This is a genomic window from Stenotrophomonas sp. AB1(2024), assembly GCF_037482345.1.
Classification (GTDB): Bacteria; Pseudomonadota; Gammaproteobacteria; order Xanthomonadales; family Xanthomonadaceae; genus Stenotrophomonas.
The window spans coordinates 2,564,828-2,579,270 of the sequence record NZ_JBBHKO020000001.1 but is presented as its reverse complement, the minus strand read 5'-3'; the positions used below and the strand labels follow the sequence as shown (position 1 = coordinate 2,579,270).

Genomic DNA, 14,443 nt, shown 5'->3' with positions numbered 1-14,443 from the left:
TCCGGCCAACGGCCGGGGCTACGAATCGTTACGTGCCCATTGGGATCCGGATCAATCGACCACCGTTCCGCCCACCGGTAGCGCCGGCCGTTGGCCGGCCGAGGCGGTGCGGGATCATTTCTTGACCGGGCGATGCCAGCCGTCGATGGTTTCCTGGCGCACGCGGGCCAGGGTGAGCTTGCCTTCCGGCGCATTGCGGGTGATCACCGAGCCGGCGGCGATGGTCGCGCCTTCACCGATGGTTACCGGCGCCACGAGAGAACTGTTCGAACCGATGAACGCGCTGTCACCAATGGTGGTCTGCGACTTGTTCACACCATCGTAGTTGCAGGTGATGGTGCCGGCACCGATGTTGACCTTGCTGCCGATCACCGCATCGCCGAGGTAGGTGAGATGGTTGGCCTTGCTGCCAACGCCCAGGCGGACCTTCTTGGTCTCAACGAAATTGCCCACGTGCGAGCCTTCGGCCAGCACCGTGCCCGCGCGCAGCCGCGCGAACGGGCCGATATCGGCCGCGCCTTCGCTGACCACGCCTTCCAGGTCGCAGTGCGGCTTGACCACGGTACCGGCGGCCAGCGTGACATCCTTGAGCCGGGTGAACGGGCCGATGCTGACCCCATCGCCCAGCACCACGGTGCCTTCCAGGATCACGTTGACGTCGATCTGCACGTCGCGCCCCACCGTGACCGTGCCACGGATATCCAGCCGCGCCGGATCGATCACGCGCGCGCCCTGCGTGCACAGCGCGCGCACTTCGCGCAGCTGCCAGGCGCGTTCCAGCTGCGAAAGCTGCCACGGGTCGTTGGCGCCCTCGGCTTCCTGGGCATCGGCGACGAAGGCCATGTCGGCCGGGGTGTAGTCCGCCGCGGCCGAGGCGAACACATCGGTGAGGTAGTACTCGCCCTGCGCGTTGCTGTTGGACAGCTGCGACAGCCACGTGCGCAGTGCGGTGGACTCGGCGGTGATGATGCCGGTGTTGATGGTGCGGATTGCCAGTTGTTCCTGGGTTGCATCCTTCTGCTCGACAATGGCGCCAACCTTGCCTTCGGCATTGCGCACGATCCGTCCGTAGCCGGTCGGATTGACCATGTCGGCAACCAGCACCGCCAGCCGGCCCGGCTGCGACAACAGGTGCTGCAGGGTGTCGACCCGGATCAGCGGCACGTCGCCGTACAGCACCAGCACCGTGGCCGAATCGGGCACCTGCGGCATGGCCTGCTGCACGGCATGCCCGGTGCCCAGCTGCTGGCTCTGTTCGGCCCACTGCAGGTCCGGCTGGTCGGCGAAGGCCGCGCGCACCGCTTCACCGCCATGGCCGTATACCACGTGGATGGCGTCGGGCCGCAGCTGGCGCGCAGTATCGATCACGTGCGCCAGCATCGGGCGGCCAGCGATCGGCTGCAGCACCTTGGGCAGGTCGGACTTCATGCGCTTGCCAGCGCCGGCGGCGAGGATGATGACGTGCAGAGCTTGGGTCATGGGGTGGGGCGTGATCGACGGTAGTAGTGCGATTCTAGAACGCCTGCCGTCAACGTGCTGCCTTTCCTGCAAATCGGAAACGACAACGCCGGCGGCAGCCGGCGTTGTCGTGTGCAGCGGAAAGCGCTGGAACTCAGTGCTTGAGGGTCTTGCGCAGGCGCTCCAGCGCCTGCAGCTGGACCACGGCTTCGGCCAGCTTCTGCTGGGCTTCGGCCACTTCCATCGCTTCGCCACGGTTGGCCAGGATGCGCTCGGCTTCTTCCTTGGCCTTGCGGACCGCCGATTCGTCGATGTCCTGCGCGCGGATGGCGGTGTCGGCCAGCACGGTCACGACCTGCGGCTGCACCTCGAGGATGCCGCCGGAGATGGCGAAGTCCAGCTGTTCGCCATCCTCCAGGGTGACCACCACCTTGCCCGGCTTGAGCCGGGTGATCAGCGGGGCGTGCTTGGGCGCAATGCCCAGTTCGCCAAGCTCACCCGTAGCCACGACCAGAGTCGCTTCACCACGGAAGATTTCCTGCTCGGCGCTGACGATGTCGCAACGGATGGTGCTCATGATCAGGCCTTCTCAGCCATCTTCTTGGCCTTCTCGACCGCTTCTTCGATGCTGCCGACCATGTAGAACGCCTGCTCCGGCAGGTGGTCGTATTCGCCGTCGACGATGGCCTTGAAGCCGCGGATGGTGTCCTTCAGCGACACGTACTTGCCCGGCGAGCCGGTGAACACTTCGGCCACGTGGAACGGCTGGCTGAAGAAGCGCTCGATCTTGCGGGCGCGCGACACGGCCTGCTTGTCTTCTTCGGACAGCTCGTCCATGCCCAGGATGGCGATGATGTCCTTCAGTTCCTTGTATTTCTGCAGGGTCTGCTGGACGCGCTGGGCGGTGTCGTAATGCTCGTGGCCGATGACCAGCGGGTCCATCTGGCGGCTGGTCGAATCCAGCGGATCCACCGCCGGGTAGATACCCAGCGAGGCGATCGAACGCGACAGGGTCACGGTCGAATCCAGGTGGGCAAAGGTGGTTGCCGGGGACGGGTCGGTCAAGTCATCGGCCGGCACGTAAACGGCCTGGATCGAGGTGATCGAGCCGTTCTTGGTCGAGGTGATGCGCTCCTGCAGGACGCCCATTTCTTCGGCCAGGGTCGGCTGGTAACCCACGGCCGACGGCATGCGGCCCAGCAATGCCGAAACTTCGGTACCGGCCAGGGTGTAGCGGTAGATGTTGTCGACGAACAGCAGCACGTCCTTGCCCTTGCCGTTTTCGTCCTTCTCGTCGCGGAAGTATTCCGCCATGGTCAGGCCGGTCAACGCGACGCGCAGGCGGTTGCCCGGCGGCTCGTTCATCTGGCCGTACACCATCGCGACCTTGTCCAGGACGTTGGAGTCCTTCATCTCGTGGTAGAAGTCGTTGCCCTCACGGGTACGCTCACCCACGCCGGCGAACACGGACAGACCGCTGTGCGCCTTGGCGATGTTGTTGATCAGCTCCATCATGTTGACGGTCTTGCCGACGCCGGCGCCGCCGAACAGGCCGACCTTGCCGCCCTTGGCGAACGGGCACATCAGGTCGATGACCTTGATGCCGGTTTCCAGCAGTTCGGTGGCCGGGGACTGGTCTTCGTACGACGGCGCTTCACGGTGGATTTCCCAGCTGTCGCTGGCGGTCACCGGACCGGCTTCGTCGATCGGACGGCCCAGCACGTCCATGATGCGGCCCAGGGTGCCCGCACCGACCGGCACCGAGATGGCGCGTTCGGTGTTGGTGGCCACCAGGTTGCGCTTCAGGCCGTCGGTGGAGCCCAGCGCGATGCAACGGACCACGCCGTCGCCGAGCTGCTGCTGCACTTCCAGCGTGATTTCGGTGTTGTCCACCTTCAGCGCGTGGTACACCTTCGGCACCGACTCGCGGGGGAATTCCACGTCGACGACGGCGCCGATGATCTGAACGATCTTGCCCTGACTCATTGCTGCATCCTCTAATTTAAATGCTTTGACTGCGCGCGTCAGACTGCTGCCGCGCCGCCGACGATTTCCGAAATTTCCTGGGTGATCGCTGCCTGGCGGGCCTTGTTGTAGACCAGTTGCAGGGTTCCGATCAGCTTGTTGGCGTTGTCACTGGCCGACTTCATCGCGACCATGCGGGCTGCATGCTCGGACGCGACGTTTTCCAGCACTGCCTGGTACACCAGCGATTCGACGTAACGCGTCATCACGTGCTCGAGCACGGTCGCGGCGTCGGGTTCGTACAGGTAATCCCAGTCGTGGTGTGCAACCTGCTTCTCGGCCGCCGGCAACGGCAGCAGCTGGTCGAAGCTGGCCTTCTGCGTCATCGTGTTGATGAAGCGGTTGTAGACCAGGTACACACGGTCGACCTTGCCTTCGGTGAAGGCATCAAGCATGACCTTGATGACGCCGATCAGCTGTTCCAGGTGCGGCACGTCGCCCATGTGGGTGACGCTGCCGACCATGTTGACCTTGACGCGGCGGAAGAAGGTGGATGCCTTCTGGCCGATGGTCACCAGGTCGATCTCGGCGCCCTTGTCCTGCCACTCGCGCACGTCGCCGAGCATCTTGCGGAACAGGTTGTTGTTCAGGCCGCCGGCCAGGCCGCGGTCGGAAGAGACCACAATGTAGCCCACGCGCTTCACTTCGTCGCGCTGGACCAGGAACGGATGCTGGTAATCGGTGCTGGCCTGGGCCAGGTGGCCGATCACCTGCTTCATCGCCTGCGCATACGGACGCGACGTCTTCATCCGCTCCTGCGCTTTGCGGATTTTGGAGGCCGAGACCATTTCAAGCGCGCGGGTCACCTTGCGGGTGTTCTGCACGCTCTTGATCTTGGTTTTGATTTCGCGTCCGCTTGCCATCTTTTAATCCCGTAGAGCGGGGCTCTGCCCCGCTTTGTCGTTTCGTAGCGGGGCAGAGCCCCGCTCTACGCCACCATTATTACCAGCTGCCGGTGGTCTTGAACTCGGAGATGCCCTTCTTGAAGGCCGCTTCGATGTCGTTGTCCCAACCGCCGGTGGCGTTGACCTTGCCGATCAGTTCGCCCTGGGTGTTGGCGAAGTGGGCGTGCAGGCCTTCTTCGAAGGCCAGCAGCTTGTTGACCGGCACGTCGTCGAGGTAACCCTCGTTGACGGCGTAGATCGACAGCGCCTGGTTGGCGATCGACATCGGGGCGTACTGCTTCTGCTTCATCAGCTCGGTGACGCGCTGACCGCGCTCGAGCTGCTTGCGGGTGGCTTCGTCCAGGTCCGAGGCGAACTGCGCGAAGGCAGCCAGCTCACGATACTGGGCCAGCGAGATGCGGATGCCGCCCGACAGCTTCTTGATGATCTTGGTCTGGGCCGCACCACCAACGCGCGACACCGAGATACCGGCGTTCACGGCCGGGCGGATGCCCGAGTTGAACAGATCGGTTTCCAGGAAGATCTGGCCGTCGGTGATCGAGATCACGTTGGTCGGCACGAACGCCGAGACGTCACCGGCCTGGGTTTCGATGATCGGCAGCGCGGTGAGCGAACCGGTCTGGCCCTTGACGGCACCGTTGGTGAACTTCTCCACGTACGCTTCCGAGACGCGGGCGGCGCGCTCGAGCAGGCGCGAGTGCAGGTAGAACACGTCACCCGGGTAGGCTTCACGGCCCGGAGGGCGCTTGAGCAGCAGCGAGATCTGGCGGTAGGCCACGGCCTGCTTGGACAGGTCGTCGTACACGATCAGGGCATCCTGGCCGCGGTCCATGAAGTACTCACCCATGGTGCAGCCCGAGTAGGCGCTGATGTACTGCATGGCAGCCGATTCGGAGGCGGTGGCGGCGACGACCACGGTGTGGGCCAGGGCGCCGTTCTCTTCCAGCTTGCGCACGATGTTGGCCACGGTCGAGGCCTTCTGGCCGATCGCGACGTACACGCACTTGATGCCGGTGTCCTTCTGGTTGATCACCGCATCGATGGCCAGGGCGGTCTTGCCGGTCTGGCGGTCACCGATGACCAGCTCGCGCTGGCCGCGGCCGATCGGGATCATGGAGTCGACGGACTTGTAACCGGTCTGCACCGGCTGGTCGACCGACTTGCGCCAGATCACGCCCGGGGCAACGCGCTCCACCGGCGCGGTGGCCTGTGCAGCGATCGGGCCCTTGCCATCGATCGGCTCGCCGAGGGCGTTGACCACGCGACCCAGCAGTTCCGGACCCACCGGCACTTCCAGGATGCGGCCGGTGGTCTTGGCCACGTCGCCTTCGCGCAGGTGCTCATAGCCACCCAGGACCACGGCGCCGACCGAGTCGCGCTCCAGGTTCAGGGCCAGGGCGAAGGTGTTGTTCGGCAGTTCGATCATTTCGCCCTGCATCACGTCGGCCAGGCCGAAGATGCGCACGATGCCGTCGGACACGCTGGTCACGGTGCCTTCGTTGCGCGATTCCGCGGCCAGCTTGACCTTCTCGATGCGGTTCTTGATCAGTTCGCTGATTTCGGAGGGGTTGAGCGTGGTTGCCATCGTCAAGTCCTAGTGCCGGCGATTACGCCGGACGTTAAATGAATTCAGTTAGCGAGCGCGGTCTGCAGGCGCGACAGCTTGCCCTTGAGCGAGCCATCGATCACCACGTCGCCAGCGTCGATCACCGCACCGCCGATGAGCGACGCATCGATGGCGGTGGTTACCTCGACCTCTTGGCCGAAGCGCTTGCGCAGCGCGGCCTTGATGGCGTCCAGCTCAGCGGTGGACAGCCCGGTGGCCGAAGTCACCGTGGCTTTCACCACGTGTTCGGCTTCAGCGCGGAGCTGGTCGTACATGCCTGCGATTTCCGGCAGCAGCGGCAGCCGGTGCGCTTCGGCCAGGATGGCCAGGAAGCGACCGAACGACTCGCCTGCCTTTTCCGGCACCAGCAGCGCGACGGCATCGTCACGGCCCAGCTCCGGGTTCGACAGCAGGGCCGACACGCGTGGATCGGCGGCTACGTAGGCGGAGAACGCAAGCGCGTCCGACCACGGCGCGAACGTGCCTTCGTCGCGCGCGGTCGCGAACGCGGCGCGGGCATACGGGCGTGCAAGCGTGAGGGCCTGGCTCATCGATCAGATCTCCGAGGCCAGCTCGTCGAGCAGCGCCTTGTGGGCGTTGGCGTCGATTTCGCGCTTGAGCAGCTTTTCGGCACCGGTCACGGCCAGCATGGACACCTGCTTGCGCAGATCCTCGCGGGCACGGTTGGCGGCAGCCTCGATCTCCGCGTGGGCCAGTTCTTTCTGGCGGTTCGCTTCGGCGATGGCTTCATTCTTGGCAGCATCAACGATCTGGTTGGCGCGGGCATGGGCCTGGTCGATGATCTCGTTGGCCTTGGTGCGCGCATCCTTCAGTGCTTCGTTGACCTTTTCCTGCGCCTGGGCCAGATCCTTCTGGCTGCGGTCGGCAGCGGCGAGGCCTTCAGCGATCTTCTGCTGGCGCTCTTCGATGGCGTTCATCAGCGGCGGCCAGATCTTGGTCGCGATGATCCAGATCAGACCGGCGAACGCCAGTGCCTGGGCAACGAGGGTAAAACCGATTTCCATGGGGTTCGCTCAATCTGGGGTGATGGGGTGGAAGCGCCGCAGGAGCGGCGCATCCGTTCCTTCATCCGCGATCAGGCGCACACGGCGCCTGATCGTTTCGCTTTCGCTGGATCAGCCGGCAACCGGCGGCAGGCGGGTCACGAACTCAGCGATGGTCGGGTTGGCGAAGGCCAGCAGCAGGCCCACGGCGACCGAGATGATGAACGCGGCGTCGATCAGGCCGGCGGTGATGAACATGCGGACCTGCAGCACCGGGATCAGTTCCGGCTGGCGGGCAGCCGATTCCAGGAACTTACCGGCCATGATGGCCAGACCGAGACCGGCACCCAGCGCGGCCAGGCCGATCATGATGCCGACGGCGAGGACGGTGGAGCTCTGGACTTGGGCGAGGTTGGTCAGGACGGCAAAGTACATGGGTTATCTCCGGAAACTTAAGTAGCTAAGGGTAATGAAACGGATGAAAGGTGAAGCGAAAACTCAGTGAGCGTCTTCCGACAGGCTCAGGTACACGATGGACAGCATCATGAAAATGAATGCCTGCAGCGGAATCACCAGCAGATGGAACAGCATCCAGCCAAGGCCGAAGGCACCGCCTGCGATGGCGCCCATGATGCCTGCGCTGCCCAGCACCCAGATCAGCAGGAACACGATTTCGCCGCCGAACATGTTGCCGAACAGTCGCATCGCCAGCGAGATCGGCTTGCTCAGCCACTCGACGATGTTGAGGATCAGGTTGAACGGCATCATCCACTTGCCGAACGGCGCGGTCAGGAATTCCTTGGTGAAACCACCCAGGCCCTTGGCACGCAGCGCGAAGAACAGCATCAGGAAGAACACGCTGATCGACATGCCCAGGGTGGCATTGACGTCGGCGGTGGGAACCGGCTTCCAGTACGGCACGCCCAGTGCTTCCAGCGGCAGGGCGATGAAGTCGGCCGGGATCATCTTGATGAGGTTCATCAACAGGATCCAGAAGAAGATCGTGATCGCGATCGGGGTCACCAGCTTGCTGGTGCCGTGGTAGGTGTCCTTGGCCTGGCGGTCAACGAATTCCAGGCAGATTTCCACGAACGCCTGCCATTTGCCCGGCACGCCGGCGGTGGCCTTGCGGGTGGCCATCCAGAAGCCAAACACCATCAACAAACCCATCAGGACCGAAGTCACAATGGTGTCGACGTGAATTGCCCAGAAACCACCTTCCTGCATGTGGAACGTCAGGTTGTGCAGGTGATGTTGGATGTAGGAGGTGGGTGTAAGCGCCTCGCCTGCCATGTGTCCGGAACCTTGAGTTAAATAAATTGGATCAGCGCCTGGCCAGAGCCAGGACCTGGAACATCAGTCCGACGGCGATTCCGGCCAGCAGCGCCAGTGCAGGCAGCTTGAAGACCACGAAACCCACCGCCAGGACACCGAATACGAGCGCCCACTTTGCCACCACCGCCAGGATCAGCCGCGACATGGCTGAACCTGCCGCCTGCACCCCACCCCCCAGCGCCATCCGTGCAGCGACCCAGCCACCTGCCGATACCGCTACGCCCGATGCCAGCGCGCCAAGCGCGTACTTCGGGCCTGCCAGCAGCAGGAGGGCCAGAGCCAGGACAGCCACTGCGGCCAGCGGGTAGACCGCTGCGCGCAGCATCAGTCGCCGACCCGCGTCAACGGAGTTCAGCACACGTATGTCCTGCATGGTTGTGGGGGAGATGACCGGGACTGCAACTGCCTATGCCCCGTCGAGCCGCCAAAGTATAGCAACGGGACAATTTGCGAGACAACCTGCCCCTGTTCATCCCGGACGCCGCAAGTTGCTGCATCGCCACAGATTTTGGCCTGGATGGGGGGTCGATCCCGCCAAAGGCGCCCCCAATTCATGTCGCATCGCATCATATTGAACTTTGGTCGTGGGGGCCGGTCAGAGGGGTGGGCCTGCCAATTCGATCCTCGTCGACGCCCCTGAAGCAGGCCGGTACCGGGCGGCCCCGAGCTCTCTCCGGGGCCGCTCTTTTTCCAGGGCAGCTCGCCCAGGGCACCGCAACGGTATCCCGTGCACGGTTCGGCCACGCAGCAGCGCGGACGGCAGTTTGCGGGGCATGAACGGTACACATGCCATCCACCATACGTTCACGAATGGTGGACGCCGCGTTGGGGCAGAGTGATTCCACTTCATCGAATCACTGCAAGGACACCCACCATGCGTCTACTTCCCCTGCTCGCTCTGCCGCTGGCCATGGCCGCTCTCACCCACGCCACCTCCGCGAGCGCCGCCGAGGGTGATGACCGCTTCTCGCTGCGCCTGGGTGCGATGAACATCGACTCGGACAACACCATTCGCGGCAACAGCGCGGTGCTGGGCCAGGATGTGGGCTTTTCCGAGGACTTCAGCCTGGGTGGCAAGGAATGGGAACCGCGCGTCGACGGCCTGTTCCGCATCAGCGACCGCCAGCGCCTGATCTTCAACTACTTCAAGTACGACAAGGACCGCCGCGAGACGCTCAATGACGGCATCAGCTTCGGTGGCGAAACCGTGCCGGCCGGCAGCTTCGTCAAGGGCGAGCTGAAGTACCAGGTGGCCAGCCTGGTGTACGACTACTCGGTGATCGACACCGGGAAGTTCGACCTGGGCCTGCAGCTGGGTGCGGAATACGCCAAGGTGAGCACCCAGGCCTACGCCGACCTGGGCACCGTGTATCAAGGCCAGTTCCTGGACGAGAAGGCCGACGGCATTGCACCGGTGGTGGGCGCACGCTTCACCGTGACCCCGTCGGAGAAGTGGATGATCACCGCGCAGGGCCAGTACCTCAACACCGATTGGGGCAACTTCGATGACTACGAAGGCGACCTGAGCCGCGCCAACGTGATCGTCGATTACCGCTTCACCGACAACTTCGGCATCTTCGCCGGCTACGACTGGTTCAAGCTGGACGTGGACCAGACCGGCCGCGATGGCACCATCGGCCTGAAGCAGGAGTTCAAGGGCCCGGTGGCCGGCATCAGCGTTTCGTTCTGATCCCGGGGACACGTTGTTCTACCGCACGAAAAACCCGGCGAAAGCCGGGTTTTTTGTTGCGGTCATTCGGCAGCCCACCATCGGTAGCGCCGGCCGTTGGCCGGCCCTCGGTACCGCCTGGGCCGGCCAACGGCCGGCGCTACCGAAATAAAAGAAGCCCGGCGTTTGCCGGGCTTCTTTTATTTCTTCTTCGGGATATACAGATCGGTGATGGTGCCGTCGTAGATTTCCGCGGCCATCGCCACCGATTCGCTCAGCGTCGGGTGGGCGTGGATGGTGTGGCCGATGTCTTCGGCTTCGGCACCCATCTCGATCGCCAGGCCGATCTCGGCCAGCAGGTCGCCGGCGTGCACGCCAACGATGGCGCCGCCGATGATGCGGTGGGTTTCCTCGTCGAAGATCAGCTTGGTGAAGCCCTCGGTGCGGCCGATGCCGATCGCGCGGCCACTGGCGGCCCACGGGAACTTGGCCACGCCGACCTTCAGGCCCTGCGCCTTTGCCTCGGTTTCGGTCACGCCGACCCAGGCGATTTCAGGATTGGTGTAGGCCACCGACGGAATCACCCGCGCCACCCACTCCTTCTTCTCGCCCGAGGCCACTTCAGCGGCCAGCTTGCCCTCGTGCGTGGCCTTGTGGGCCAGCATCGGGTTGCCGACGATATCGCCGATGGCAAAGATGTGCGGCACGTTGGTGCGCATCTGGCGATCCACCGGAATGAAGCCACGCTCGGTGACGCCCACGCCGGCCTTCTCCGCGCCGATCTTCCTGCCGTTCGGCGAACGCCCCACCGCAACCAGCACGCGGTCGAAGGTGCCCTGCTCCAGGCCGGGCTTTTCGCCTTCGGCGGCGGCCTCGAAGGTCACGGTGATGCCCTTCTTGTCCGCGCTCACGCCGGAGGCCTTGGTCTTGAGGTGGACCTCGACGCCCTGCTTCTTCAGGCGATCGGCCAGCGGCTTGACCAGGTCCTTGTCGGCACCGGGCATCAGCTGGTCCATGAACTCCACCACGGTCACCTTGCTGCCCAGCGCGGCATACACGGTCGCCATTTCCAGGCCGATGATGCCGCCGCCGACCACCAGCAGCGAGCCGGGGATGTCGGCCAGTTCCAGCGCGTCGGTGGAATCCATCACGCGCGGGTCGTCCCACGGGAAGTTCGGCAGCTTCACCGCCTGCGAACCGGCGGCGATGATGCACTGCTGGAAGCGCAGCAGCTGGGTCTTGCCGTCGTCGCCGACGATCTCCAGCTCATTGGCCGACACGAAGGTGGCCACGCCCTGCACGGTGCGCACCTTGCGCTGCTTGGCCATGCCGGCCAGGCCCTTGGTCAGCTGGGTAACCACCTTTTCCTTGTAGCCGCGCAGCTTGTCCAGCATGATCTTCGGCGCGCTGAATTCCACGCCGAAATCGCCCGCGTGGGCCACTTCGTCGATCACCGCCGCCGCATGCAGCAGTGCCTTGGACGGAATGCAGCCCACGTTGAGGCACACGCCGCCGAGGCTGGCGTAGCGTTCGATCAGCACGGTGTCCACGCCCAGGTCGGCCGAGCGGAACGCGGCGGTGTAACCGCCCGGGCCCGCGCCCAGCACCACCATCTGGCATTCGATGTCGGCCGGCTTGCCCGACGACAGCGCCGGCTGCGGCGCGGCCGGTTCGGCCGGGGCGCGGTGCGAGGGGGTCACCGGCGGCTTGCTGGCCGGTGCGGCAGCCTTGGGCGCTTCGGCCGCAGGCGCGGCAGCGGCGCCTTCGGCGTCCAGCACCACCACCACGTCGCCCTCGGACAGCGTGTCGCCCAGCTTGACCTTGATTTCCTTGACCACGCCGGCAGCCGACGACGGCACTTCCAGGGTGGCCTTGTCCGATTCCAGCGTGACCAGGCCCTGGTCCTTCTTCACCGTGTCGCCCACGGCGACCAGCAGTTCGATCACCGGCACCGCGCTGTAATCGCCGATGTCGGGAACCTTGATTTCAATAGCGGCCATTCGTCTTCTCCTGGGTCTCAGCCGGCGTTGCCGGCGAGCAGTTGCTGCAGTTCGTCGAGCGACTCGTCCAGATCCTGCCAGCGACGGTCGAGCTTCTTTTCCTTGGTGTCGCTGGCTTCGATCAGCAGCGCCACCTGTTTCATCATCAGCTTGCCGGCGCCGCACTCCCAGCGCGGACCGCTGTAGCGCTCGCCAGCAACCTGGAAGGACAGCACCTCACCGTCGGTCACCGGCGCCTTGCGCCCGGCCGGCACGCCCGAATCCAGTGCGGCCTGCCAGCTGCGCACCAGGCGCTGGGCCAGCGCGGCGGGGATGGCGACCTGGTACTGGTCCGGCTCCTGGTCCACGCGCAGTTCAAGGCCGCCGCCGCGCGCACTGTTGTTCCAGTTGTACACGCGCTTGTCGGCCTTGCTGTAACGCAGGGTCCATTCCTGGTCCTGGGTACCGGGCAGCAGCGCCACGCCGGTTTCCACCCCGCCCTTGGGCAGGAGGGTCAGCGCCAGCGTCGGCTGCACCTTGCCGTCGAACAGGGTTTCCACGGCCTGGCCGTAGTTGCCCACCGCCGGCGGCCAGCCGTGGCCAAGCTCGGTGGTGCACGCGGCGCTGGCCGCCGGCACGATGGCAGCCAACAACAACGCGTAGAGCGGGGCTCTGCCCCGCTGCACGATGCGCTGCCGGGCAGAGCCCGGCACTACGGCCGATGCCATGCGCTGCCTCACAGCAGCACGCGCCGCATGTCGGCCAGCACCTGCGACAGGTAGGTGGTGAAGCGTGCGGCCAGCGCACCGTCGATGACGCGGTGGTCGTAGCTCAGCGACAGCGGCAGCATCAGCTTCGGCGCGAACTCCTTGCCATTCCAGACCGGCTGGATCGAGGATTTGGAGACGCCCAGGATGGCCACTTCCGGCGCGTTGACGATCGGCGTGAACGCGGTGCCACCGATGCCGCCCAGCGAGCTGATCGAGAAGCAGCCGCCACTCATGTCGGCCGGACCCAGCTTGCCGTCGCGCGCCTTTTTGGCCAGCTCGCCGGTTTCCTGGGCGATCTGCACCACGCCCTTCTTGTCCACGTCGCGGATGACCGGAACGACCAGGCCGTTCGGAGTGTCGGCGGCGAAGCCAATGTTGAAGTACTTCTTCAGGGTCAGGGTTTCGCCGGCCGCATCCAGCGATGCGTTGAATTCCGGGAACTGCTTGAGCGCTGCGGCACTGGCCTTGATCAGGAAGGCGAGCATGGTCAGCTTGATGCCGGCCTTCTCGTTTTCCTTGTTCAACGCCACGCGCAGGCCTTCCAGATCGGTGATGTCGGCCTGCTCGAACTGGGTGACGTGCGGGATCATGGCCCAGTTGCGCGCCAGGTTGGCACCGGAGATCTTCTTGATGCGCGACAGCGGCTGGGTTTCGACCTCGCCGAACTTGCTGAAATCAACCTTCGGCCACGGCAGCAGGTTGAGACCGCCGCCGGCGGCGACCGTGCCACCGGCAACGCCGGCACCCGCGCCGGTCAGCGCCGACTTGACGAACTTCTGCACGTCGCCCTTGGTGATGCGGCCGCCCTTTTCGGTGCCGGTCAGCTGGTTGAGGTCCACACCCAGCTCGCGGGCGAACACGCGCACCGCCGGGGACGCATAGGGCACCTTCTGCGGCAGCACGCTGTCGGCATTGAACTGCACCGGCGGGCTGCTCGGGGCACCGGCCGAGGGCGCGCTGGCGATTTCGCGCGCCGCCAGCTTGTCCGGCTGGGCCGGCACGGCGACCGGTTCGACCTTGGTGCCGGTTTCGGCCGCGGCCGGGGCGGCCTGGCTCGGGGCCGGAGCGGCAGCGCCGTCAGCTTCGATGATGGCCACCACCTTGCCCTGCGACAGGGTGTCGCCGATCTTGACCTTGATTTCCTTGACCACGCCGGCGACCGACGACGGCACTTCCATCGTGGCCTTGTCCGACTCCAGGGTGACCAGGCCCTGGTCCTTCTTGACCGTGTCGCCCACGGCGACCAGCACTTCGATCACCGGAATGTCGGTGTAATCGCCGATGTCGGGCACGGTGGCCTCGACCGTGCCACCGCCGGCAGCCGGCGCAGCGGCAGGCGCGCTCTGGGTGGCCGGGACGGGGGCGGCGGCGGCCGCGGCCTTGGCTGGGGCCGCAGCGGGAGGCGGGGCCGCAGCCGGGGCCGGCGCAGCGGCGGCGTCGGCCACTTCGATCAGCGCCACGACCTTGCCCTCGGACAGGCTGTCGCCGATCTTGACCTTGATTTCCTTGACCACGCCGGCGACCGAGGACGGCACTTCCATCGTGGCCTTGTCCGACTCCAGCGTGACCAGGCCCTGGTCCTTCTTGACGGTGTCACCAACGGCGACGAGCACCTCGATTACCGGGATATCGCTGTAGTCACCGATATCGGGGACAAGTGCTTCCTTGATTTCGGCCATGGGGATAACTCCG

The 14,443-nt window shown here is 65.1% G+C and carries 14 protein-coding genes; 1 reads left to right on the top strand and 13 read right to left on the bottom strand.

Annotated elements, in window-relative coordinates; translation table 11 throughout:
• Positions 1 to 114: 114 nt before the first annotated feature.
• The 10 genes from glmU to WIX41_RS11685 form a co-directional block, all read right to left on the bottom strand.
• A complete protein-coding gene (glmU, locus tag WIX41_RS11730) occupies positions 115 to 1,479 on the bottom strand; it encodes a bifunctional UDP-N-acetylglucosamine diphosphorylase/glucosamine-1-phosphate N-acetyltransferase GlmU (protein ID WP_339447729.1) in 1,365 nt (454 codons plus the stop codon).
• A 133-nt stretch (positions 1,480 to 1,612) separates the two neighbouring features.
• A complete protein-coding gene (locus tag WIX41_RS11725; RefSeq protein ID WP_339447728.1) occupies positions 1,613 to 2,035 on the bottom strand; it encodes a F0F1 ATP synthase subunit epsilon in 423 nt (140 codons plus the stop codon).
• 2 nt (positions 2,036 to 2,037) lie between these two features.
• Complete coding sequence (gene atpD, locus WIX41_RS11720; RefSeq protein ID WP_068854097.1) at positions 2,038 to 3,444, bottom strand: F0F1 ATP synthase subunit beta; 1,407 nt, start codon at positions 3,442 to 3,444, stop codon at positions 2,038 to 2,040.
• A gap of 38 nt (positions 3,445 to 3,482) precedes the next feature.
• On the bottom strand, positions 3,483 to 4,346 hold the full coding sequence (gene atpG, locus WIX41_RS11715; protein WP_068854098.1) for a F0F1 ATP synthase subunit gamma: 864 nt from the start codon (positions 4,344 to 4,346) through the stop codon (positions 3,483 to 3,485).
• A 79-nt stretch (positions 4,347 to 4,425) separates the two neighbouring features.
• Complete coding sequence (atpA, locus tag WIX41_RS11710; RefSeq protein ID WP_339447726.1) at positions 4,426 to 5,973, bottom strand: F0F1 ATP synthase subunit alpha; 1,548 nt, start codon at positions 5,971 to 5,973, stop codon at positions 4,426 to 4,428.
• Positions 5,974 to 6,017: 44 nt separating this feature from the next.
• Positions 6,018 to 6,545: a F0F1 ATP synthase subunit delta gene (locus tag WIX41_RS11705; protein WP_339447724.1), complete on the bottom strand. Its 528-nt coding sequence runs from the start codon at positions 6,543 to 6,545 to the stop codon at positions 6,018 to 6,020.
• 3 nt (positions 6,546 to 6,548) lie between these two features.
• Complete coding sequence (locus WIX41_RS11700) at positions 6,549 to 7,019, bottom strand: F0F1 ATP synthase subunit B (protein WP_339447722.1); 471 nt, start codon at positions 7,017 to 7,019, stop codon at positions 6,549 to 6,551.
• Between the two features lie 111 nt (positions 7,020 to 7,130).
• Positions 7,131 to 7,433: a F0F1 ATP synthase subunit C gene (gene atpE / locus WIX41_RS11695; RefSeq protein WP_068854102.1), complete on the bottom strand. Its 303-nt coding sequence runs from the start codon at positions 7,431 to 7,433 to the stop codon at positions 7,131 to 7,133.
• Between the two features lie 63 nt (positions 7,434 to 7,496).
• Positions 7,497 to 8,291, bottom strand: coding sequence for a F0F1 ATP synthase subunit A (gene atpB, locus WIX41_RS11690; RefSeq protein WP_339447719.1), 795 nt, complete (start codon positions 8,289 to 8,291; stop codon positions 7,497 to 7,499).
• Positions 8,292 to 8,322: 31 nt separating this feature from the next.
• Positions 8,323 to 8,691: a hypothetical protein gene (locus WIX41_RS11685; RefSeq protein WP_339447717.1), complete on the bottom strand. Its 369-nt coding sequence runs from the start codon at positions 8,689 to 8,691 to the stop codon at positions 8,323 to 8,325.
• Positions 8,692 to 9,207: 516 nt separating this feature from the next.
• Between WIX41_RS11685 and WIX41_RS11680 the strand changes: the two genes are divergently transcribed.
• The gene (locus WIX41_RS11680) at positions 9,208 to 10,023 is read left to right on the top strand and encodes a hypothetical protein (RefSeq protein ID WP_339447715.1); all 816 of its coding nucleotides are present in this window, start codon (positions 9,208 to 9,210) and stop codon (positions 10,021 to 10,023) included.
• 179 nt (positions 10,024 to 10,202) lie between these two features.
• Here the strand turns inward: WIX41_RS11680 and lpdA are convergent, their stop codons facing one another.
• From lpdA to aceF, 3 genes are read right to left on the bottom strand one after another with little or no spacing between them, the layout of a single operon-like run.
• Positions 10,203 to 12,002, bottom strand: coding sequence for a dihydrolipoyl dehydrogenase (lpdA, locus tag WIX41_RS11675; RefSeq protein ID WP_339447713.1), 1,800 nt, complete (start codon positions 12,000 to 12,002; stop codon positions 10,203 to 10,205).
• 17 nt (positions 12,003 to 12,019) lie between these two features.
• Positions 12,020 to 12,709, bottom strand: coding sequence for a hypothetical protein (locus tag WIX41_RS11670; protein ID WP_339447711.1), 690 nt, complete (start codon positions 12,707 to 12,709; stop codon positions 12,020 to 12,022).
• Between the two features lie 8 nt (positions 12,710 to 12,717).
• Positions 12,718 to 14,430 carry a dihydrolipoyllysine-residue acetyltransferase gene (gene aceF / locus WIX41_RS11665; protein WP_339447710.1) on the bottom strand — a complete coding sequence of 571 codons (1,713 nt, stop codon included), beginning with the start codon at positions 14,428 to 14,430 and terminating at the stop codon, positions 12,718 to 12,720.
• Positions 14,431 to 14,443: the final 13 nt, after the last annotated feature.

Excerpts from the sequence above, each read along its gene's own strand:
- WIX41_RS11670 (WP_339447711.1), bottom strand. The coding sequence starts at position 12,709 with ATGGCATCGGCCGTAGTGCCGGGCTCTGCCCGGCAGCGCATCGTGCAG.
- atpE (WP_068854102.1), bottom strand. The coding sequence starts at position 7,433 with ATGTACTTTGCCGTCCTGACCAACCTCGCCCAAGTCCAGAGCTCCACC.
- lpdA (WP_339447713.1), bottom strand. The coding sequence starts at position 12,002 with ATGGCCGCTATTGAAATCAAGGTTCCCGACATCGGCGATTACAGCGCG.
- atpB (WP_339447719.1), bottom strand. The coding sequence starts at position 8,291 with ATGGCAGGCGAGGCGCTTACACCCACCTCCTACATCCAACATCACCTG.
- WIX41_RS11680 (WP_339447715.1), top strand. The coding sequence starts at position 9,208 with ATGCGTCTACTTCCCCTGCTCGCTCTGCCGCTGGCCATGGCCGCTCTC.
- WIX41_RS11705 (WP_339447724.1), bottom strand. The coding sequence starts at position 6,545 with ATGAGCCAGGCCCTCACGCTTGCACGCCCGTATGCCCGCGCCGCGTTC.
- glmU (WP_339447729.1), bottom strand. The coding sequence starts at position 1,479 with ATGACCCAAGCTCTGCACGTCATCATCCTCGCCGCCGGCGCTGGCAAG.
- WIX41_RS11725 (WP_339447728.1), bottom strand. The coding sequence starts at position 2,035 with ATGAGCACCATCCGTTGCGACATCGTCAGCGCCGAGCAGGAAATCTTC.
- atpG (WP_068854098.1), bottom strand. The coding sequence starts at position 4,346 with ATGGCAAGCGGACGCGAAATCAAAACCAAGATCAAGAGCGTGCAGAAC.
- atpA (WP_339447726.1), bottom strand. The coding sequence starts at position 5,973 with ATGGCAACCACGCTCAACCCCTCCGAAATCAGCGAACTGATCAAGAAC.
- atpD (WP_068854097.1), bottom strand. The coding sequence starts at position 3,444 with ATGAGTCAGGGCAAGATCGTTCAGATCATCGGCGCCGTCGTCGACGTG.
- WIX41_RS11700 (WP_339447722.1), bottom strand. The coding sequence starts at position 7,019 with ATGGAAATCGGTTTTACCCTCGTTGCCCAGGCACTGGCGTTCGCCGGT.
- aceF (WP_339447710.1), bottom strand. The coding sequence starts at position 14,430 with ATGGCCGAAATCAAGGAAGCACTTGTCCCCGATATCGGTGACTACAGC.